Origin of the sequence: Streptomyces sp. NBC_01017 (assembly GCF_045162795.1) — a bacterium.
In the GTDB taxonomy this organism is placed as follows: Bacteria; Actinomycetota; Actinomycetes; order Streptomycetales; family Streptomycetaceae; genus Streptomyces; species Streptomyces machairae.
The window spans coordinates 3,435,964-3,456,351 of sequence record NZ_CP108683.1; the positions used below are offsets into that span (position 1 = coordinate 3,435,964).

Annotated in this window: 23 protein-coding genes; 7 read left to right on the top strand and 16 right to left on the bottom strand. The window is 65.9% G+C overall.

From position 1 onward, the window contains the following. Positions 1–258 precede the first annotated feature (258 nt). A complete protein-coding gene (locus OG331_RS15605; protein ID WP_406196430.1) occupies positions 259–696 on the bottom strand; it encodes a hypothetical protein in 438 nt (145 codons plus the stop codon). A 533-nt stretch (positions 697–1,229) separates the two neighbouring features. Here OG331_RS15605 and OG331_RS15610 point away from each other — a divergent pair. Then, on the top strand, positions 1,230–1,775 hold the full coding sequence (locus OG331_RS15610; protein ID WP_406196432.1) for a hypothetical protein: 546 nt from the start codon (positions 1,230–1,232) through the stop codon (positions 1,773–1,775). Positions 1,776–1,883: 108 nt separating this feature from the next. Here the strand turns inward: OG331_RS15610 and OG331_RS15615 are convergent, their stop codons facing one another. The 7 genes from OG331_RS15615 to OG331_RS15645 form a co-directional block, all read right to left on the bottom strand. Then, a complete protein-coding gene (locus tag OG331_RS15615) occupies positions 1,884–2,285 on the bottom strand; it encodes a hypothetical protein (RefSeq protein ID WP_406196434.1) in 402 nt (133 codons plus the stop codon). A gap of 100 nt (positions 2,286–2,385) precedes the next feature. Further along, positions 2,386–2,670 (bottom strand): hypothetical protein, encoded by a 285-nt coding sequence (locus tag OG331_RS15620; protein ID WP_406196436.1) that lies wholly within the window; start codon positions 2,668–2,670, stop codon positions 2,386–2,388. Positions 2,671–2,758: 88 nt separating this feature from the next. Further along, the gene (locus OG331_RS15625) at positions 2,759–3,889 is read right to left on the bottom strand and encodes a hypothetical protein (protein ID WP_406196439.1); all 1,131 of its coding nucleotides are present in this window, start codon (positions 3,887–3,889) and stop codon (positions 2,759–2,761) included. 122 nt (positions 3,890–4,011) lie between these two features. Beyond that, the gene (locus tag OG331_RS15630; protein WP_362388950.1) at positions 4,012–4,425 is read right to left on the bottom strand and encodes a hypothetical protein; all 414 of its coding nucleotides are present in this window, start codon (positions 4,423–4,425) and stop codon (positions 4,012–4,014) included. Between the two features lie 292 nt (positions 4,426–4,717). After that, complete coding sequence (locus OG331_RS15635; protein WP_406196441.1) at positions 4,718–4,879, bottom strand: hypothetical protein; 162 nt, start codon at positions 4,877–4,879, stop codon at positions 4,718–4,720. 1 nt (position 4,880) lies between these two features. Continuing rightward, on the bottom strand, positions 4,881–5,984 hold the full coding sequence (locus OG331_RS15640) for a PE-PGRS family protein (RefSeq protein ID WP_406196443.1): 1,104 nt from the start codon (positions 5,982–5,984) through the stop codon (positions 4,881–4,883). Positions 5,985–6,004: 20 nt separating this feature from the next. Beyond that, a complete protein-coding gene (locus tag OG331_RS15645; protein ID WP_406196446.1) occupies positions 6,005–6,331 on the bottom strand; it encodes a WXG100 family type VII secretion target in 327 nt (108 codons plus the stop codon). Between the two features lie 190 nt (positions 6,332–6,521). On the opposite strand from OG331_RS15645, the gene OG331_RS15650 reads away from it, so the two are divergent. From OG331_RS15650 to OG331_RS15675, 6 genes are all read left to right on the top strand, one after another. Next, positions 6,522–7,040 carry a hypothetical protein gene (locus OG331_RS15650; RefSeq protein WP_406196448.1) on the top strand — a complete coding sequence of 173 codons (519 nt, stop codon included), beginning with the start codon at positions 6,522–6,524 and terminating at the stop codon, positions 7,038–7,040. 53 nt (positions 7,041–7,093) lie between these two features. After that, the gene (locus OG331_RS15655) at positions 7,094–7,711 is read left to right on the top strand and encodes a hypothetical protein (protein WP_406196451.1); all 618 of its coding nucleotides are present in this window, start codon (positions 7,094–7,096) and stop codon (positions 7,709–7,711) included. 429 nt (positions 7,712–8,140) lie between these two features. Further along, positions 8,141–8,368: a WXG100 family type VII secretion target gene (locus OG331_RS15660; RefSeq protein ID WP_406196453.1), complete on the top strand. Its 228-nt coding sequence runs from the start codon at positions 8,141–8,143 to the stop codon at positions 8,366–8,368. Further along, positions 8,365–9,774 (top strand): putative T7SS-secreted protein, encoded by a 1,410-nt coding sequence (locus OG331_RS15665; RefSeq protein ID WP_406196455.1) that lies wholly within the window; start codon positions 8,365–8,367, stop codon positions 9,772–9,774. Before OG331_RS15660 ends, OG331_RS15665 begins: the two co-directional genes overlap by 4 nt. An 83-nt stretch (positions 9,775–9,857) precedes the next feature. Continuing rightward, positions 9,858–10,304, top strand: a complete 447-nt coding sequence (locus OG331_RS15670; protein WP_406196458.1) for a hypothetical protein — start codon at positions 9,858–9,860, stop codon at positions 10,302–10,304. Further along, positions 10,304–10,978 (top strand): hypothetical protein, encoded by a 675-nt coding sequence (locus OG331_RS15675; protein ID WP_406196460.1) that lies wholly within the window; start codon positions 10,304–10,306, stop codon positions 10,976–10,978. Before OG331_RS15670 ends, OG331_RS15675 begins: the two co-directional genes overlap by 1 nt. A gap of 121 nt (positions 10,979–11,099) precedes the next feature. Here the strand turns inward: OG331_RS15675 and OG331_RS15680 are convergent, their stop codons facing one another. The 8 genes from OG331_RS15680 to eccB form a co-directional block, all read right to left on the bottom strand. After that, positions 11,100–11,564 carry a hypothetical protein gene (locus tag OG331_RS15680; RefSeq protein WP_406196463.1) on the bottom strand — a complete coding sequence of 155 codons (465 nt, stop codon included), beginning with the start codon at positions 11,562–11,564 and terminating at the stop codon, positions 11,100–11,102. Between the two features lie 1,060 nt (positions 11,565–12,624). Next, positions 12,625–13,965: a type VII secretion-associated serine protease mycosin gene (gene mycP / locus OG331_RS15685; protein ID WP_406196465.1), complete on the bottom strand. Its 1,341-nt coding sequence runs from the start codon at positions 13,963–13,965 to the stop codon at positions 12,625–12,627. Positions 13,966–14,052: 87 nt separating this feature from the next. Further along, positions 14,053–15,501: a hypothetical protein gene (locus OG331_RS15690; RefSeq protein WP_406196468.1), complete on the bottom strand. Its 1,449-nt coding sequence runs from the start codon at positions 15,499–15,501 to the stop codon at positions 14,053–14,055. Between the two features lie 38 nt (positions 15,502–15,539). Further along, positions 15,540–15,890 carry a hypothetical protein gene (locus tag OG331_RS15695; protein WP_406196470.1) on the bottom strand — a complete coding sequence of 117 codons (351 nt, stop codon included), beginning with the start codon at positions 15,888–15,890 and terminating at the stop codon, positions 15,540–15,542. A gap of 55 nt (positions 15,891–15,945) precedes the next feature. Next, positions 15,946–17,295, bottom strand: coding sequence for a type VII secretion-associated serine protease mycosin (gene mycP, locus OG331_RS15700; protein WP_406196473.1), 1,350 nt, complete (start codon positions 17,293–17,295; stop codon positions 15,946–15,948). Between the two features lie 258 nt (positions 17,296–17,553). Beyond that, positions 17,554–17,844 (bottom strand): WXG100 family type VII secretion target, encoded by a 291-nt coding sequence (locus OG331_RS15705; protein WP_328422751.1) that lies wholly within the window; start codon positions 17,842–17,844, stop codon positions 17,554–17,556. A 73-nt stretch (positions 17,845–17,917) separates the two neighbouring features. Further along, on the bottom strand, positions 17,918–18,229 hold the full coding sequence (locus OG331_RS15710) for a WXG100 family type VII secretion target (protein ID WP_328422753.1): 312 nt from the start codon (positions 18,227–18,229) through the stop codon (positions 17,918–17,920). 367 nt (positions 18,230–18,596) lie between these two features. Continuing rightward, positions 18,597–20,177 (bottom strand): type VII secretion protein EccB, encoded by a 1,581-nt coding sequence (eccB, locus tag OG331_RS15715; protein ID WP_406196476.1) that lies wholly within the window; start codon positions 20,175–20,177, stop codon positions 18,597–18,599. Positions 20,178–20,388 lie beyond the last annotated feature (211 nt).

Below are 20,388 nucleotides of genomic sequence, written 5' to 3' on the forward strand. Positions count from 1 at the left end.
TTTGCCGGGCCGCCGGGTCCCAGTCGTACAACTCGAGCGTATGCAAAGCCCCCGCCGGCAAGGGCGCTTCTCCCGGCGCTTCTTCGTCCTGGACCCGCACCCTCCGGTCCGATTCCGCGTCGAGCCGGAGCGGACTACCAGGACCAGTTGGCCACCGCCACCCACACCCACACCGTTCGCCACGACATCCCGGGCTCGGCCTTCGGGATCCGCTCGGCCTGCCATCGGTAGCGGCGATGTGGTCGCGCACCGCGGTCGCTAAAAGAGCCAGGAGTTCACGAGGGCACAGAGACCGCAGCCCAGCAGCCCGCCGAAGAGCAGGCTGAGGCCTGTGATGAGCGTCCCGCGCCGCATGAGCCGTTGCCCGGAGCGGAAGGCGCTGCTCAGCGGAAACGTCGCGATGCCGAACATCGACGCAGCCACGCACCAGCTCTTCGCGGCCTCGACGTAGAACGACGCGAAGGAACCCCGAGCAAACCACGCCGAGTCGTATGCCACTGCCTCGACCTTCTCGCCCTTGCCGACGTCCGCACCGGGCTCGAAGTCCTCCACGCCGTAGCGGACCTTGCCCTCATCGGAACGGAAGCTGCCGAAGCACTCCACGTCATCCTCGTAGGTGTCCTTGCGGCAGCGCTCGAAGGTGATTGTCCCTTCCGTGCCGCCGGACACCTTGTCGGGGCCTTCCGCATAGCCCACACCTACGAGGATCAGGCCGAAGAGGAAGACAAGGATGCCCAGTCGCCAAGATTTTCGGAGGCAGTCGGGGCGAGCACTAAATGAAGGTCGGTTCGTGCAGGTCAAACTGCATGAACCGCTCGCCTATACCCCGCACCGGTGTTTGGATCAGGAGAACGCCTACGAGCTCAGCGAATGCAGCGGGGACTGGTAACACCCTGCAGGGAGCGTTCTGGCAGCAGCTCGCCGCTCTCCGTGCTGCTCCTCGAGCGCCCTTCACGCCGCCCTCCCCAGCCCCGACGGCCCCCTCCTGATCTCACTGATAACTTGCTGTTCTTGCCTATTCACTCAGTGGGATTTCAATGAGCCAGCCACCGTTCCAGCCGCCACCGCAGCCGCCGCAACCCCCTCAGGACTCCACCAACCCATACGCTCAGCCCGCCCCGCCGCCCCCGCAGCAGCAGCCTCAGGGGTTCGGACCGCCGCCCGCCCCCGGCCAGGCACCGATGTACCCCGGGGCTCCCCCGGCTCCGGGACAGCCGTCGATGCAGCCGATGCAACCGATGCAATCCGCGTATCCGATGCACCAGGCACCGCAGTTCCAGGCAGCGCCCCCCTTCGGGCGGCGGCCGAACGCAGGCGGTCATCCGGTGGGCGCGGTCTTCCTCGGCTTCTTCGTGTCGGTCATCGTGTCGATGCTCTACAGCGGTCTCATCCTGGCCACGTACAAAGACCAGTCGGTCACGACGGCCAACACCCTCTACCTGGGTCACGCGCTGATCAACGGAGCGATAGTCGGCTTTCTGATCGGCACGGTGGCTCACCGCAACAACGGCGCTTGGATCAGTGGTGCCATCATCGCCGCGCTCGGCGCGTTCTTCGGCTACACCAACGCCATCCCGCTCGTCTTCGCCGACGCGGAGTCGCCCGGTGCTGTCTGGGACCTGGTGAGGTACGAGCCCTTCTGGCCGGCCAAAGCCTGGTGGACGGACGAAGCCACCGACGGAGTCGACTGGTTCTCCCCGCTCGGCCTGCTGCTCGCCGCGGCCGCCGCCTGGGGCCTCGCCTACCTCATCGGCAGCAGGCGCCGCCAGGTGTGACATCGCATCAGGCACCGGTCCGGGCCATCACCTGGTGCCCCGGCCCCGGTCGGTAGCCTGGTCCGGTCCTGGCGCGAGCCGATGTCGACTCACGCCGGCCTATCTGCCTCAGCGAAACGCCGGGCTGTCGCCGAGGCCCGCGAGCGCTGCTCCGATGCACGCGACCATCATCGCCCAGCGCGTATGACCCGCCCGCGCGAGCACGAAGCCCCATCCGCCGAGGGCCACTCCCACGCCGTACGTGGCGACCCAGACTCCCAACGCGTCACCCTGACCGAGGCGTACGACCATCAGGGCAAGGCAGACGACGGCAACCAACCCGGCGAACACCGCGTACATCCCTCGCGCCTGCCGCGCGTCACGCCGCCGCTCCTCCACGAGCCCCGATCGGCCCTGGGCATCGAACTGCGCCCGCAGGTCGTCCGCGCTCACCCCGGAAGAACCGCTGGAAAGCGGCTGCCCGCCCGTCCCTTCAGGCCCGTTGGCCGCTCCACCACTACCCGTAGTCATGGCAGTGCAGCTTAGCGGTGACGACCGGTGGCCCGCCGGAGTGGTCCAACGGGATGACGTGACAGGGCATCAACCCACCCCAGACGCCGAAGAGTTCGCGCTACGCCCCCTCAAGCGAGGCCAATACGAACGACAACGGCAGCGTGGCGACGGCGAGAGCGAGCCCTGCCGCGGCCAGGCCCGCGCGGATCTCCCGCTTGCCCCGGACGCCCAAATAGGCGGCGATCAGCGGCAGGACACAACACAGGAGCAGGCTGAAGTGCCAGCCCTCCTCCGTGATGAAGAAGACCATGGCGCCCAGGCAGACGGGCACCGAACTGACGCTCAGGACCTGGCTCCGAGAGAGGAAGAGTTCGAGGTCGCTGCTCCCACCGAAGAAACTCATGACGAGGACCGCTCTCTCCTTCTACTCCTGCTACTCCTGCTATTCCTGCTGCTCCTGGCGCCCATGCCGCTCATACCCCTCATACCCCTCATACCGCGGCATGGTCGTAACCACCGGTACCCACCTGCGGAAACCCGTCCGCCGCCGAGAACCCGTTGACGGCCGCCGACATGACCACCCCGAGCGCGGCCAACGCCGACGCGAAGGTGTCGAACGTCTTGGCCGCCTCAGCCCACATCTGCATGAGCCGGATGGCCTGTGCCGCGGCCAGGGCGAACATGGCGATCGATGCGGCCTGTCCGCCGACGGGAATGGCGTTGACTGCCTGCGCCGCGAGCAGGTTGACCAGCCAGATGACGAGCAGATCGCAGAACATCACCAGGAACGACTTCAGGAACTCCGCGAACTGGAACGCCATCTGCGCCGCCTGCGCATAACACTGCTGCAGGGACTTGAAGGTCTCCTTGATCTCGTCGAGCTTCTTGGTGAACTCGTCGAAATACACGCTGGCGGCGTTCGCGGCATTGCCGTCCCAACTCAGACCCACGTTCTGGGTGCCCTTGCGCACATTCGCGGACACCGAGTCGCAGAAGGACGCGAGGTTGCCCCATACGTCGGAACAGTCGTTGTACTTGTTCCAGTCCCCGAAAACCCAGTTCGTGCAGACGCCGAAGGGGTCGAAGTCGAACAGCAGCTTGGACGCCTCCACGGCCATCGCCGAGGGGCTGCCCAGGTCGAGGACGCTGCCGAGCGTCTTCTGCACGGGGTTCATCTTGTACTCGTCCGCGTGGCCCGACGCGTACTTGACGATGGGGTTACTGGGATCACCGGGCGGCTTCAGCGTGTCCGCGGCATCGCTGGCGTCGGAGAAGTCCTGTGGGTCACCCCCGGAACCGCCGTCCGACACCTTGGAACCGGGGTAGGTGGCGTCAAGTTTGGCCGCCTCGCCGCTGTCCGTTTCCCGGTAGTACTTGGCGGTGCCGGTCAGCTCCTTCTCCGACGACTCCAGCAGGCTCTTGACCTTCTCCAGAGCCTTCTTGGCCTCGCTCACATACTGATCGTGGTCACCCGCGACCAGATCCCAGGCCTCACCGCCGACCGACTTCTCGATCTGCGCATGGGTGCCGGTGTACGAGACAGCCTGCGCACTGCCGTCCGCGGCGCGTCCCACCAGCTTCGAGAAGCCGTCGATCGCACCGGGTTCTACTCGAAAGCTCACATCTCCCCCATCGCCTGCATCAGCTCATGGATCGACGGTCCGGCCGCCGGGCACGGCCGGTCGCCATCAGTACGACCGCTCAACGCCAGGACCGATCAGTACAAGGATCGGTACAAGGACCATCAGTACAAGGACCAGCCGCGCCCGTCGTGACGCGATTTCGTGCCCGAACGGTTCTCCGACTCCGTACGCCGCTCGTCATCGAGCTGCCGCCGTTCCTCCTCGAGCCGGCGCTCCCCGTCAGCGGCGAGCGCCTCACGCTCACTGTCGGACATGGAGGCCCACTTCTCGGCCAGCGGCGCCGACTGCTGCACCGCCTCCTCGGCGTACGCCGACACATCGGCCGCCTCGCGCAGCCCCATACGTCCGGAGAGGACCTCCTGAGCCATCTCCTTGAGCGCAGCGCCTCCCAGCCCCGAGGCGAGATGTTCCAGGGACTGCCGCAGGATCTTGGCCTGCGCGGCGTCCTGCTGGGTCATCTCCAGAAACTCGGAGTCATCTACGCGCTTGTCGGAATTGTTCGCGGCGCTGTCCAAGGGATACCTCATCGGGGAGGGTCGGCGTGTCTCGACCGGCGTGAACCTACCAACGCATCTGCGAACGCTTCAACACACGGTCGGCGCAGCAACCTGGTGTTCGGTTTCAACTCGACGAGAGCGGGAGCTTGTTGGTCTTCGAGAGGCTACTGGGTTTACGAACTTGATCATTCACCATGGATCGATTACCTATGCCCCGAATTCGCCAATTCGCCGAATTCATCCTGCCTCTGCGCCGTGCCCGCTTCGTAGTTTTCGCAGATGCGGCACCGGTTCACGATCATTTCTTTGCTCATCCTCGGCGCGGAACCGATTCGAGGTGGCTCAACCGGACCGGGAACGCCGAGGCCATACGGCTCCAGCCCTGGCCGCCGAAGCGGACCGAGCACCACGAGCCGTCGACGAAGCCGATCTCGTGGTCGCCGCTCGCTACGAGCGGTGATGTCCGCGACACGTCATCCGAACTCGTTGCGAGCCCAGTCATCCGCATGCCCCGACGGGTTGGGGGACCCTGAAGTACCGGTGGCAGCAGAAGTACCGGTGGAACCGGAAGCACCAGTGGAAGCGGAGCCCGCCGCGGCGGTACTGATCGCAACGGTACTGGCCGCCGCCCCATCGGACACCGACGTGGTGTCGGCGTCCCCGGCGCCGGCCCCATGCCGGGCCAACGCATCGACCCCGTGCTGCGCCCGATCCCCGACCGCCCCGCTGACGGTCTCCTTCGCGTGGTCCACATACGTGGCCGGATCCGCGTAGCCGGCGAGTGCCGACCCCTCTCCTCCGGTGACCTCGTTCTTGAGGCCGTCCACATAGTCGCCGACCGCCGTCTTGGCGACGTCCGCCGTCTCTCCGAGATCGATGCCGGACCGTGCGTCGAAGTAGGCCTCGATGCCCTGCTGACCGAGGTTCTGCGCCATTCCGACGGCGGCCTCGCGGGCCTTGTCCTTGGCGGCGTCGACCACCCGCTCCTGGACGAACTGCTTGACCTGCTCCTTGACGACCTTCTTGGCCACCTTCTTGAGGGCGTCCATGGTGGCGTGCTCCATGGCCTTGGTGATCGCCTCCATGACCTCCTTCTTGAGGCGGTCCAGCAGCTCCCGGACGATCAATCGCGTGGCCTGCGTGGCGCCCAGCGCGCCGACCTCCGACAGCCCGAAGGTGAAGGGGGCCGCCGCCTGCGCGGCGATGATCTCCATCGCGAGGGCGATGAGCTGCACGATCACGGCCAACTTCGCCGTGAGGACCGCCACCGCGGCCACGTCGAAGGCCAGGGCGATCACGTCGCACGCGGTTCTCGCGTCAGGGATGTAGCGATCCTCGCCGTTCGCTCCCGTGTACGCGCCCCAGTCCTTGCTGAACCCCTCGATCGCGGTACCGAAACTGCTGGAGACGACGGTGCGGGCGAAGCCCTCGCCCTGCGCCTGGATCTCTTCCAGCTCCTTGCCGAAAGCCCGCCAGGCCTCGGCGACCTGATGCAGCGCTTCCTCATCGGCCTCGGGCCAGCTGTAGCCGAGGAGGTCGAGCACCCAGACGAGCTCGCCGGGAAGTGTGAGCGACATGTCAATAGTCCCGAATGCGCCTAGAGTTGACCGGAGATCCTGTCCAGCAGGCCGCTGTTCGACGCGTCCGATGCGTCGTAGTCACGTGCGTTGTCCTGCAGGTTCTGCCCGATCTGGTGAAGCCGCTCCGCGAGGCTGTCCATCGACGTGAAGATTCCGTCACGAATCGGCGTGTAGACCTGCCCGAAGATTTCTCCGAAATCCGCATCCGCCCAAGGCTCCCCGATGCCTTCAAGGGCACCCTGAAGCCGCTTGGACGCGGTCGCGAAATCACCCCCGAGAGTGGCGAATCGCTGCCCTTGTTGCCGGAGCACATCCGTGTCCACGCCAAAGGTTTCGAACGTCATGACGCTCCCCCGAACTCCCCTTGCTGTACGTCATATTGCACGACAGACGGATAGCTTAGACTCCTCGCGCACGACCCGAAAGTCGACCGGTCAAGAGATCGTCAAGGAATTCAAAGGGACGCCCAAAGTGGTGACAGCTCAGCCGCGTTACAGCAGTACAGGGGCCCAGTGGGCGGGAAGGCTCCTCGGATTGGGACTGCTTCTCGCGGCCGTGGCCGTCGCCGCGGTGACCATTCCGGAACTGCGCAGTGAACTGGCCGGTGACGGCACTGAGGGGACCCTCACGATTTCTTCATGTGAGACACACACGGAGACCCACTACGGCACGCATCGACGTTCGACAGAACTCCGGTTCAACTGCACCGGAAACTGGACGGCTCAACAAGATGGGTCCACTTACCAAAATGTAGAAGTGGACACTTCGTCGCGTTTCGAATCCGGTGCGAAAATCCCGGTCGTACAAGTGGACGGCACTTTCGAGCAGCCGCAGGACCGGGACCCCGGAGACGACGCCGCGATTCTCGCGCTCTGCCTCTCCTTGCTGTCATTCGGCATCCACTGCCTCCTCACCGGCTTCGGCTCCCGCAACGGCCCCGGCTTCGCGGCCTCATGGAGCTCCTTGCCGGCCCGGACCATCACCGGTCCCCTCCTGGGCGGTCTGTTCGCCCTGGGCGTCCTTACAGCACTCGTGTGCGCATTCGCCCTGTGATGCCCGCACTCGCACCCTTCCGCACTCTTCCGCACTCTGAGGAGTCACCCCCAATGGCACAGCTGCACGGGAACGCACCGACGAACGCCGCCCCGGAAGGGCGCGCGGGCCTCGGCCGCCTCATCGGCGCGGTCCTCATCCTCGTAAGCGTCGTCCTCCTGGCCCTCGGCGCCTACCTCGGCCCGTACTCGTACGCCACCTCCACACAGGGCAAGCTCACCGTCGAGACCTGCACCGTCGACTACAAGTACCGCTCGAGCTCGTCGAGCACCTCCAGCAGTTCGCGGAAGCGGACCAAGACCAAGTGGTGCTACGGCACTTTCACCACCGCCGACGGCACCACCAAGGACCTCAACGCCGAACTCAGAAGCGACGCCCTGTACCAGCGCGGCGACGTCCTCGACGCCCTCAAGACCGGCGACACCTCCTACCAGCAGGACCACGGCTGGGTCGGCGCCATCGCCGTCGGATGCGCATGGTGGTTCGGCGCCCTCGTCCCCCTCGGCATGGGAATCCTCGGCATCACCACCGGCTTCGCCTTCGGCGGCCCCTCCGACTTCCGCCGCGCGCGGGAGGCCGCGAGCCGGCGCCTGCTCGGCACCGTGTTCGTGATGATCGCGGTGGGGGTGGTGGGGTTTGTCGTCAGCTTGTTGGTGATGTTCTTCGTGTGACGTGAGTTTGGACCGTACGTCGCACCCTCCCACCGCTGTTGCTGTGGCTATTGAGGAGCAACTCCCGCCCCCTCAAGCACCTTCTCCGTTCAATCACGAGACACCGTGTGGCGTTCGCTAACGCAGAGGCGCACCGCCCTGCGGGTCCTGCGGGTCCTGCGGCGGCGAGGTGCAACGTTGCAGTGCTGCATAGGTAGTTGTCCGCTTCGGCCGCGACTCTCGTACCCGTTCACATGGGGTCGTGAAGGTTCTGCGAACGGGCAAACCCCCGTCCTGCTCTCACAGACCCGTTGGATAGCTTGTGGTGGACAGCAGTTGACCTGCACCTTTGCAAGACAGGGGGATGCCGGCGCCATGGGAGCGGGCTTCAAAGTAGACATATCCGAGCTGGACACATTGGTCAGGGAACTCCACCGGAGTCAGGACGAGATGCGTTCCGCGCTCAACGCTCTGCGTGACACCGGTCCGAAGACCACGGGGAGCAAGGAACTCGACAACGGCTGCGACGAGTTCCACGACAGCTGGGACGACGCGATCACGAAGATCGCCGAGGGTACGCAGTCCATCGAGGACGGACTGAAGAAGACCCGCGACACCTACCGGGACGTCGAGACGGCCCTGCGTGACGGCTTCGCCGGGAAGGGTGGCGCGCAGTGAGCAGTGACTCGTACCCCGCCCTCGGGTTCGATCCGGCACCGGGCAACCCCGGCAACGTGGATTCGCTGGCCGCCCGCACCAAGAAGGCGGCAGCCGCACTCGACAACGCGCAGAACAGCATCAAGCGCCTGACGGGGAACGTCACTTGGGCTGGAGATGCGGCCTCCGCGTTCTCGAAGAAGGTCGGGGAACTCCCCCGCTATCTGAAGGACAGCCAAGAGGCGATGAGTACGGCGTCGTCGGAGCTGACGAAGTGGCGTGCGGCGCTGGCCGACTACCAGAACACAGCCCGAACGTACGAGTCGCAGGCCAAGGAGGCCAAGGGGCAGGTCGGCTCCGCGGAAAAGGCCAAGGACACGGCGACGAGCCGCTACAACCAGGCAGCCTCCGATCCCGCGTTCCGCCTCAGTGGCCAGTACTTCACCGGCCCCGCTCTGCAGGACGCCCAAGCAAAGATCGACGCGGCGAGCGCCCGGCTGCAGCAGGCCGATGGCGACCTGTCGACAGCCTCCGTACGACTTGACCAGGCCGAGCGCGAGCTCGAGGAAATCATCAAAAGCGCTGAGCGGCTGCTCGAGGAGCACCAGTCCCAGGCCCGGGGCGTCGCGGGTCAGCTACGCAAGGCGACCGAGAACGCCCCCGATCCGGGGTTCTGGGAGCGACTTGGCGACCAGTTCCAGAAGCTCGGACACGCCATCCAGGAGTGGTGCGCCCGGCACAAGGACCTCCTGAAGAGCATCGGTGACTGGCTGAGCAACATCTCCGCCGTCCTCGGTGTCCTGGCACTGCTGACCCTGTGGTGTCCGCCGCTGTCCGGGGCTCTCGCGCTGGCGAGTGCGGGCTTTTCGGCGGGTGCGCTCCTGGCTCATGGTGCAGCCAAGATCGGCGGTGCGGATATTGGGCTGATGGACCTGGCGGGCGACGCCCTAGGCATCGTTCCGGGCGCCGGTTTCGCCAAGACAGCCATCACCGGCACGGCGAAGGTCGTGGTGCGCGCGGAGAAGGCGGGAGAGCTGGTGACGTCCGTCGACGGCGCGGCAAGGGCCGCTCGGCTGGGCAAGCTCGTGGATGACGGAGTCGCAACAGCGGAAGACTTCGGCCGAGCGGGGAACCGCATCCTCCGCGGCGCCGAGGGCCAGATCTTCGAGGCACAAGGCGCCGCGAACAAGGTGAAGCTCGCCTGGGAGAACTCGGTGGCCAAGAACATGGGTGCCTCGATGGGCGAGACCGGGCTGAACACCATCGTCGCCAACACTCCAGGGCTCAGGAACCTTGATTCCCTGCAAGCAGCGATACGTGCCGACGGAACCGTGGACCCGACGTCGTGGTGGTCGAAGGGCCCACAGCTTGCGATGCAGGTGCCGGGCACTGTCAGCGGCATTTACGACAGCGTGACGGGAGAATAGCCATGGCAGCCACGCCGCACTCCGAGTCGGTCGCGGACCCGGTCCTTCCGTTCCCTTCGAGACTGGGACTTCTGCTGTGGTTCGTGCTGCAGTGGGTGCTCATCCCGGTGGAATTCGTTGCCAAACTCGTCTGGCTGCTCATGGTCATCTTCGGAGATGGCCATGAGGACGATCTGATGCGGCTGCTCAACGCTCCCGCCCGGTTCCTCTCGCCCGGCAAGCTGGCGCTCCGCCTCTCTCGCAACTCAGCCAGGCACGAGGCGCACCTGGACCGGGAGTTCGCCCGGCTCGCCGGGGAGATCGAGCGACAGCAATTCGGCTGGCGCACGACGATCTACCACTTCGTCACACTGGCCCCCATGCCTGACGGCGCACGCCTGAAGGGCGTCGCACTGCATCCCCGTGAGTTCCGGGGGACCCCGGTCAGTGTGCTGACCCGCCTGGCACACAGGCACCACCTCGCCCTGGACGTATCTACCGATCTGCGTCGCGGTGTGAGTCTGCGGCCAGCCCACAGGAAGACGCTTTGATGTCCGCCCTCACCACCGAGCTGCACTTGGACGTTCCCGGTGGGTTTCACTCACTGGGACTCGACCTGGACGACGAGGAGCGCCAGGAGCAACTCTGGTCCATCGCCGAGGAGGTCTGGCCGCACGGCACCGACTTTCAGCGCGAGGTCACCTTCCACTCCTACCGCGAGATGGCCGACCACGCGCTCGCCGAGAACTCCTTCTACGCCGGCTTCTGCCTGGACGAGGCCCCGGACGGCCGCCTCACCACCGCGTCACTGCTGGCCCGCCTCGACCCGCTGGACGAACCTGACGCGGAACTGTCGGTGCGAGGCCTGTTCGAGGCGCTCTCCGTGAACGACAACAACACGGTCGAGGAGTTCCGGGTCCCGGCCGGGCCAGGTGTTCTCGTCCTGTGCGGCATCGAGTGGCAGTCTGACCCCTCCGATGCAACGGCTCCCTCCCTGCCACTGGCCAGGGCGGACGTGTACCTCCCGCTCCCCCGGATGCAACGACTCCTCGTCCTGAGCCTCACCACACCCTCCCTGCCCGATCTCCCCTTCTACGTCTCGTTGTTGTCGAAGACCGCACACGATCTGACGGTGTCCAGCGGAGCCGGGGCCGTCCCATCCCCGGGCGACAGCGACGAGCGGGGACGTAGCGCTGTCGATCACGTGAGGGCGGACTTCGGATAGCAATCCGGATCGCGGGCCCGCCTTCCTGACGCTCCCTCACCCGTCGAGGACAGCACCGCCCGGGACCGATCGAGCCGGTCCCGGGCGGGTTCACTTCACGTCACAGCCCACAACGGTCCGCTCATCTCTGATACGGAAGCGGGTCGAGGTGACTCAATCTGAGCGGGAACGCGTCCGACATCCGGCTCCAGCCCTTGCCGCCGAAGTGGATCGAGCACCACGAACCGTCGACAAAGCCGATCTCGTGGTCGCCGCCCACCACATCGCTCCGGTCACGGATGCAGGTCACGTTGTGAAGATCCGTGGCCCATCCCACCTCGGCCGGACCGGGATTGCCAGTGAAGGAACGGGCCTGTGACACGTAGACAATCTGCAGCCGGCGGTCAGTGACCTGCAACATCACAGCCCTGCTGTTCTTGGTCCGAGGCAGCACGGCGCGGGCCAGATGGCCGGCCATGCTGTTCCAGCCGCCGTGAAACGGTTTGCCCGGCTTCTTCGGCTCACGCTCCGTGAACGCTTCGACGACCGCCTCGATCGGGTTCCAGGTGATCTCGTAGAGTCGTGCGAACCAGAACACGGGGAGCATGGCCCAGCTCCCGAGCGTGCGGCGCTCGGATCGCAGAGCGCGCGGGCGGCGGAAGCAGCCGGGCATCGGTGCTCTCTCGGCCAATGAGACCCCGTGATCGGCACGTAGTACCTCACCCGCCGGCACCAGCGCTCTCGCCCGCTCAACCGTCTCCCGGCCGCGCTCGGTCCTGCTCACCCGAAATCGTCCCTTACTGTCCTTGTCGCACTCGAAGGAGTCACGTCCGTACGCTCACGGAGACTCTGCGGATCGGGGCGCTGATGGTACTCGCGCACCCCGCGCACTCAGAGAGAGGACCCGCTACGTGCCCAGGCCTGCGCACAGCGGGCCCGGCCGCTGTCGAACAGGCGGGGACTGTTGGGCTCTTGGAGGGCTCTTGGAGAACGAACCGAACATCATTGGTACGCGCGGTGAAAAGCAACTCGGCCGAGTGCGGCGGCGTCCTCGCGTCAGGGCCAGGGCCTACTGCTGAGTCAGCTCGGCCGCAGCCCTTGTCAAATGAGGACGGGCTCCGCCCTGTCTACTGCCCGTGATGCGGGGGTTGTTGCGTGTAGGGGTTGGGGTACTGAGGCGCCTGCCCAGGAGGAGTGGGCTGCCCCTGCTGGGGAGCCGAGGGGTAAGGCGGCTGAGCAGGCGGGTAGGCCGGCTGCTGCGGCGGGTATCCCATGTGCTGGGGTGAAGCTCCGACGCCGTGGTTCACCTGGCCAGGACCCGAGTGGCGGCGACTGCGTAGCACTACGAAGACGACTACGGCGCCGACTACGGCTCCAAGGCCGAGAACGCCAACTACGACGACGATGGCACCCATCGATGGGAACCCCTTCTCCTTCTTGACAACCAGGTCACTGCGGAATCGACATGCCGACGCGACACACAGCCGCAGAGTCCGGGCATACCTCACCGCGCCCCAACCATTTCGATGCACGGTCTTCGTCACGGTACCCCAGCAGGTTCAGCAGAATTCCCACGTGGGTGCCGAGGTTCCACCCCTGCGGTAGGCGCAGCCTCTTGGGAAAACCGGATGCGCCTCTGGCTGCCACAGACGAGGAAGGCTTGCCTCTCAATGCCCCTGCTGCGGGGGCTGCTGACTGTAGGGGCCGGGATGCTGCGGGGCCTGCTCCGGCGAGGCAGGGTATCCCTGGTTCGAAGCGGGACCCGGGTACGGCTGCTGGGCTGACGGGTAGCCGGGGTACTGCGACCCTCCACCGCCAGAGCCGGGGCCTCCGTTGCCTCCGTTGCGACGGTTGCGGAGTACCACGAAGGCGATGGCGCCGATGACCACGACGACTGCGACGCCACCGGCGACAAGGAGAAGGCTGCTGGAGGAGGACTTCTTCTTCTTTTTGGCCTGCGTCGACTTGTCGGTCCCGTTGGCCGCCTCGCTGGAGGTCGAGGTGGAGGAGGTGAGTTGGCCGAGGGGGTTCTTCTTGGGGCCGGCGGGGAGGTCCATCGTGAGCGCCGAGTAGGGGCGGACGATCCCGTAGCCGTACTCCTCGTCGGGTGCCTTCAACCCCTTGTGGTGTGCGAAGGTGGCTGTCTTGATCAGGCGGTTGATTACTTGGCCTGCCGTGAGGTCGGGGTACTTGGATCGGACAAGGGCCGCTGCGGCAGATACATAGGCTGTGGCATCCGAAGTACCGTTTGACAAATTGTACTGCTGCGACCGAGTCGGATCTGCTGCGAGAACCTCAACACCGGGGGCCATGAGGGCCAGTCCCTTTCCAGTGTTTGAGCCGTCCCAGCGATTAGCGTCCTTATCGATAGCGCCAACGGCGACAACACCAGGTAGCGCGGCTGGCTCGTCAACGGCGATGGATCCGTCATTACCTGCACCCGCAACAACAACAACGTCGTGAGCTTGCGCATAAGCGATTGCTGCCCGACCATCGCTCAGTGTCTTGCCGCCATCATTGGCGAAGGAGAGATTGATGACCTTCGCACCTTGGTCCACTGCATATCGAACCGCTGCAGCCCAGGTCTCGTCATGGAGTGGGTCTTTCTCCGTCTGGAGGGCGCGCAGGGGTAGGATCTTCGCCTTTGGCGCGAGCCCTACCATGCCGGAGGAGTTTCCCGAACCATGGCCGTGGCCAGCAATAATGCTAGCCATACCCGTCCCGTGTCCGAGCTTGTCCTCCTGAGCGTTATCGCCGCCGGTGAAGTCTTTCCCTTCGAGGACCTGGCCCGTCAGGTCAGGGTGGCTGGCGTCGACTCCGGAGTCGACAACCGCAACGGTAACGCCCTGCCCCTGGGATTCAGCCCAAACATCCTCTACCGCGAACGCGTTCAAGACCCACTGTTGGTCTCTGACGTAGTCCGCCGACGCGGTTGGTGCGGTAGTGAGGAGCAAAGCTCCTGTCAGCGCTACGACTCCCGCCGCAGACCGGACTCGCTTGAAACTCACTGCTTTGCTCCTCACTCAACCACGACTGGTTACGCCAGTCTTCATACAAGCGAGCCGCACGCTCTCCGTGCGGCTCGCCTCGTGTGCCTACTCGATGGTCCGCGGTACGTTGCGGTTTCGATCTTCTTCCGAGATCCAGGTTTCCTCGTCCTCGACCAGATAGTCGGGACGGTCACCCCTGCTGTTCTCGTCCTCGGGCCGACGTCCATTGCGACCGCCCATGCCACCCATACCGCCGGCCATGCCGCCACGCTGGGTTCCACCGCGGCTGCCGTGCAGGCCCGCGCCGCCGCCAGCACCCTTGCCGGCAATTCCCTTGGCCGCGCCGACAACGCCGCCACGGGCCTTCGCCAGAGCACCACGACCGCCGGCACCAGCGCCACCCCGGCCGGCCGCACCGGCACCACCGCCACCCATACCGCCCATACCGGCTCGGCCACCGGCGCCACGACCTGCTGCCGCGCCGCCTCCAGTCATACCACCGCGACCGCCCATGGCTCCGATGCCCCCACGCCCGGCTGCGGATCCACGGCCGAAGCCAGAGCCTCCGCCAGGTGCCATGATGCCCGGACCCTGTGCGCCGCCGGTGCCAAGACCGCCACCGCCACCGCCTACGCCCGTGCTCCCGGAAGGACCAGGCCCCGTCAGGCCGGGAGTGATGCTGTCCACCTTGGTCTTAGCCGTGGGGAGCTGCGTACCGCCCGTGATGCCCTGGTCGCGGGGTACCGCGGGAGCGGGCTTCACATTAGCGGTCGGACCTGCGCTCCATGGCTTAGGAGCCGAGCCGGACGCCCCTGGCCGCGATGCCCCGCCGGTAGGGGGCGTGACAGGCGGCGGGTACTCCACGTCGCGGTTAGGGTCCTTGATGTTGCCCTTGTCGTCGGTAACCACTCGATTTCGATCCAGGTTTCCCTTAACCCGGATGTACTGAGCGGCAAGGTTCTCCATGACGGCAACACCGTTGAGTTGAGCCTCCCGGCTCGCTCCGATCTTGCCCTCGTTGATCTCCGCAACTTCCTTGGTGGTCAGCTTGCGGTCCTGGAGATCGCCAGCTACTGCTTCCCCGTTGTCCCACTTCCAGTCACTGAGAGCGTCACCGACCTTGGCCCAGCCACTGGGCTCTTCAATCTCGTCCAGCTGCGCCTTGAACCTCCGCAGCTGCGACCCGGCGTCAGCCATCTGACCGCTGTTGAGATCAGCGTGCCAGGCGGCATTCCTGATGCTCTGGGAGATTTCACGAGCCTTCTTCTCAAAGCTCCGAGCAGCATCCCCCTCCCAGTGCTCCAGAACATTGTCGACTGCCTTGTCGAGCAGCGCTGCGATGCCACCGCCTTCGCCACCGGAGAGAATTTCGTTGACCTTGCCCCAGTGACGGCCAACCTCCTCGATAGCCCCGGGGTTAGTTCCCTCAAGCATCTGCTTGAGTTCTTTCAACGAGTAGTCGATGAACTGAGTCTTGGTCTGAGGTCGCTCAGGGTCCGCAACGCAGGTGTCATTCACGATCTCGGGCTTGGGCAGGTCTTTTTCACCGGCCATTTTGAACTCCTCCCTCTAACAGGTGATTCTCGATCGGACTACCTTGCAAACGAGCCGCTCGAGCTCCCCGTGTCACCACCCATTTGGTTCTTGTTCGCGTACTCCTGCTCGGTGTACTTGTCCTTGACCTTGGAGGTACTCGTGCCGAACTTGTCGATCAGCCCATGCAGGCTCTTGATCGCAGTTTCAAGATCGGTCTTCATGGTCCCGTGGGCCGCGTGCAGATCACCGGCCTCCCTGAAGAGGCACGTGTTCCCGAACGCATCCATCGGGATCTCCGTGTTATACCGAGACGTCTGCCCGGCCTTATCCATATCGTCCAGCAACGTCCAGAGCTTCCGGATGACCTCATCCATCGCGCTCAGGTCAACCCGCATCCCGTTACTCATACCCCGTTGTCCTCTCCCCTGTTCCTCAAGTTGTCAGCACCCACTCGGTGCCCAGTCATCGCCCAAGTCGGTCAAGTCGGCCGGCCGACGCACCGGCCCGTCCGACCCTCCGACTACGCCAGTCCCGCACAGCAACCCCGCTCCCCGCAACCACCAGCGCAAGAGCGAGCCCTGTGCCCAACACGTAAATCGCCACCCGGCGTTCGCGCTCCGCCTCGCTCTCACCCATCGTCACAGCCATGGGGATGACTCCACCAGCCCCGGCCTGCACCGGCGGATCCGGCTCCGGCGAGTTCCCTGGTGTCGATGTATCCGACAACGCCGCTACCGGGTCGACCACGCCCCAGCCGATGTACTGGTTGGGACCCCGTCCCGGACGCTGGGCCGTTTCCTCGATGCGGGTGGCGATCTGGGCCGCGGTCCAGTCCGGGTTCTTCTGCTTCAGGAGGGCCGCGACGCCCGCGACGTACGGGGCCGCGAAGCTCGTGCCGTCGGCCGTGCACTGGCCGCCCTCCGGAACCGTGGAGACCATGCCGACGCCAGGTGCCGCGACGTCTACCATGTCGCCCGCCTGTGAGAAGAAGGCGCGTTCGTCGTTGCGGTCGGAGGCCGCCACCGCCAGGACGCCCGGGTAGGCGGCCGGGTAGGTGTTCGCGGGCTTGCCGTCGGCTCCGTCGTTGCCGGCGGCTGCCACGATCAGGGCTCCGGCTTTCACCGCGTTGGCCACGGCGCGCCGCAGACCGTCGTTGTCTTCCTTGTTCGCGGTGTCCGAGGAAATGTTGATGATCTTCGCGCCCGCGGTCACCGCGGCGGCGATCGCCTGGGACATCGTCCCCGAGTTGCCCTGCTTCTCCCCCTCTCCGCCCGTGTAGCGGTAGGAGAGGATCTCGGCCTCCGGCGCGATACCAACGAAGCCCGTGCCCTTGAGCGGGCGGGCGCCGATGATGCCGGCGACCCGCGTGCCGTGGCCCTCGATGTCCTTGGTGGCGGAACCGCCGACGTAGGACTTGCCGCCTGATACGGCACTGCTCAGCTGCTTGTTCGAGCTGTCGACGCCCGTGTCGATCACCGCGACCTTGACGTCCTTGCCCGTCGCCTGTTCCCACAGCTGGTCCAGGAGGATCCGCTGGAGTGACCAGGGCGTGGACTTGATGACGTTGCCGCCGAAGGCGCATTCCGTGCTGGCCGACAGGCCGAACTCGGGGGCGTCGGAGGAGCCGGAGCCGCCGGAGGCGGAGTCTCGCGAGTCCGCGAGGCGGGTGGGCGTCGTCGTGTCCGTCGGTGCCGACAGCGCGGGCGGCGCCGACGCCACGCACACCCCCGTCACCGCAAGCACGCCGAAAACCCGCTGCAGTGCGCGGGTTCCACTGGTGCGGCTACGCGTGCGGGCTGTGCGGTCCGCCACGTTCAGGCCCCTCATGTTCAGGCCCCCAGGGCTTCCTTGCTTCCTTCGAAGCTGGGTCATGTGTGTGTCACGGGTGTTGCGGTGAATGTGAACGTAAATGTGAATGTTCGCGGGATTTGCTGTGTGCTTTCCGGCAGCCGGCTCTTCCGGTTCCGGAGAAGCTGTGTACGACCCCGAAGCAGAGGTCGGCCCAGCGAACGCCGTGGCGTCGGCTGGGCCGATTCTCTTCACCTCATGCCCCTTGGGCCGCCGCCGGGCTCAGCCCCACGTGTTGGCGTTGCTCTTCTCGGTGGCCTGGTAGCTCTCGGCGGCGCTCTGCAGGGCCGTCGAGATCTTCAGCAGGGTCGCGTGCAGGTCCTGGGCGGTCTTGTCCCACTCGCGCTGCTTGCGCTGGTAGCCCTCCTGCGCCTCACCTTCCCAGGTGCTGGCGACACGCTTGACCGCGGCCTCGAGGTCGTCGAGCTGCTGCTTGATGCGACCGGCGGTGGACTTCACGTCGGTGGACGCATTGGTGATGGTTGCGTAATTGACGAGGATCGACATCGTCATTCCCTTTCAGGAAGAATCGGAGGAAGTCTGTGGAGTCTTGAACAGCAGAGATGGACCGACTGAAACGGCTCTATCAGCCGAAGTCGGACATGATCTTGCTGATCTCCGCGTTCTGCTGCTCTTCCGAGGCGGAGTAGTTGCTCCGCGTGGAGTCCACGGCTTCCTTGATGTCGTTGAGGATGTCACTCATCCTCTTCGCGTCCGCATTCCAACGATCCTGCAGCTGGCGGTAGGACTGGGCCGCCTGGCCCTTCCAGCCGCCGGCGATCTGGTCGATCACTCCGTTGAGGCGGCGGATCTCGCCCTGCAGCTGACCGTTCGCGGTGCTGATGTCGCCGGAGAGCTTGGTGAGTTCGTCCTCTGTTACCCGGAACTGGCCGGCCATGATGAACCTTCCCCCATGTCGTCGTTTATCCGGGAAACCAGCACGGGTACCCGGAGGAGCTTCGCACGCTTGAGCGCTGCAAACACTCTATCGTCAGCCTGTCACTCAACCACAGGCAAGACCAATCAGTTACACGGCTCACACACTTGGGCGATCATCTCGTGACCGTCACACCGTCTTACTCTCAAGTGCGTTTGCCCGCTGGCCCGTTGGCCGTCCGCCCGAGGGCCGTCGGCAGACGGCCCTCAAGCACCCAAGCCCCCGGGATCTCAAGCACCCAAGCCCTGGGGATCTCAAGCCCCCCGGGATCTCAAGCCGGGGGACCTCAAGCACCCGGGACCTCAAGCATCGGGACCCCCCGGCCCCGTCACTGGCTCTGCGGCTGCGCCGCACTCCCCGTGTCCAGCATCGGCCCCTTCGGGATGAACGTCGCCCACGTCTGCGGCACGATCGCCATGTTGGAGACGTCCTCGTAGCCCAACCGCGTGCGCGCCTTGTCCGTCTCGCTCGCATCGCCCTGCGACGCCCCGCTCGCCGCCGCCGCGGACGCACCGCTGCCGCTTGCCTTCGCGCCGCTGTCGTTGTTCGCCGGCAGTGAGTACCGAAGGCCCGTGTCGGTCAGCAGGTACACCGCGCCGCCGCCGGCCGCCGTAACCTTGACCTCCTGGAAGAGGAGGCCCGAGCCGGACGAGACGTAGGCGCCCAGCGAGTCGGCGACGACCTTCTTCGGGTACGCCGTTCCGGCCCAGGCCGCGAGTTGCGGCTTCTTGTCCGCGCCGATGCCGCCCTTGTAGACGCTGCACGAGGTGGTGCGGGCCTCGCCGCTCGCCGCGTCGGTGGCGTTGGCCTGCCGCAGAACGGTCTGGGGCCAGCCCTTGTCCTGGTAGAAGGTGTCCGCCCGGCCGCCGTTGGCATCGATGATGTCCGAGGTGCTGACCACGATGTCCTCGCGGGCGTCCGCCCCGGTCGCCAGCTTGAGCAGGTCGGCCACGAGGGGCGTGATGGCCGCGATCTCGTCCTTGAGGACGACGTAGTACCGCTCGCCTCCCGCGTCGTTCGCCTTGAGCACGCTGCCCACCATGTTCGCCTCCGCGGGGAGCCCTTGGACCGAGGTGGCGTTCCCGGCGCCGGGGACCGTCGGGAACGTGAGGACACCGCCGTCGTTGAAGGTGCTCAGCCACTCCTGGCTCACCGACTGCGGCTCTGCCTCACCACCGATGACCGCGGCGCGCAGCTTCTCCATGGTCGGTTGGTCGAGGCCCGGGCGGCCCAGCAGGAAGCGGGTCCCCTTGCCGTCGATCAGGTATTCCTGCTTGGTCCTGGAGTCGACGACGTACAGGGCCTTGCCGGTGCCTACCTTCCCCGCGTCGTTGACCGACTTGGCGTCGTCGGCGTCGAGGACGAAGACCGCGCGGTCGATGGCATCGGCCGACCCCGGGGCCGGCCGCTCGCACACCGCCCAGGTCTTCTCCTGCTCCGCGTCGTCCTTGGCGGGCAGCCGGTCGGGGGCGTACGGGATACCGAGGGTCGCGCCGTGCGGGATGCCGCTCTTGTCGATCTCCTTGCCGGGGACCTCGATGACGCTGCCCTTGCCCTTGTCGAGAAGGAGCTTGGCGGAGGCGTAGTTGAGGACCGGGTGCAGCGTCTTGGTCTTGTCGCCGTTCGACGCCTCGTCGTTCAGCACGACGTAGCGCGTGGTGGAGTCGCTGTCGACGATGATGTACTCGCCCGGCGTGTCCCAGCCCTTGGGTGCCGCGGGCTTGATGACGCCCCACGCGATGAAGCCGATCACCAGCACCACGCCCACCGCGAGAGAGGGCATCACGGTACGAACGGGACGCGGTGCGCCCTCTTCGGATCCGCCCGGCGACGGCGCCAGGAACGCTGCGACGGTGCGCTTGCGAGCGAACGTGTAGGCGGCGAGCTCATCCCGACGCTGCTTTGCCATGGTCCCCGTTTCTCCCGTTTGTGATGCTTGATCGTGATGTGAGATTCGATCGCGGTTGTGTGCTCAAGCGCGTCAGTGGTGCTCGATCGCGCTCGAAAGGCCGGTCCCACAAGGCCGGTTCGGCTGTCCTGCAAGGCCGATTCGGCCGCCTCGCAAGGCCCGTTCAGCCACGCAGGCACCCGCGCAGGCACCTACTATGCCTTGCGCCACG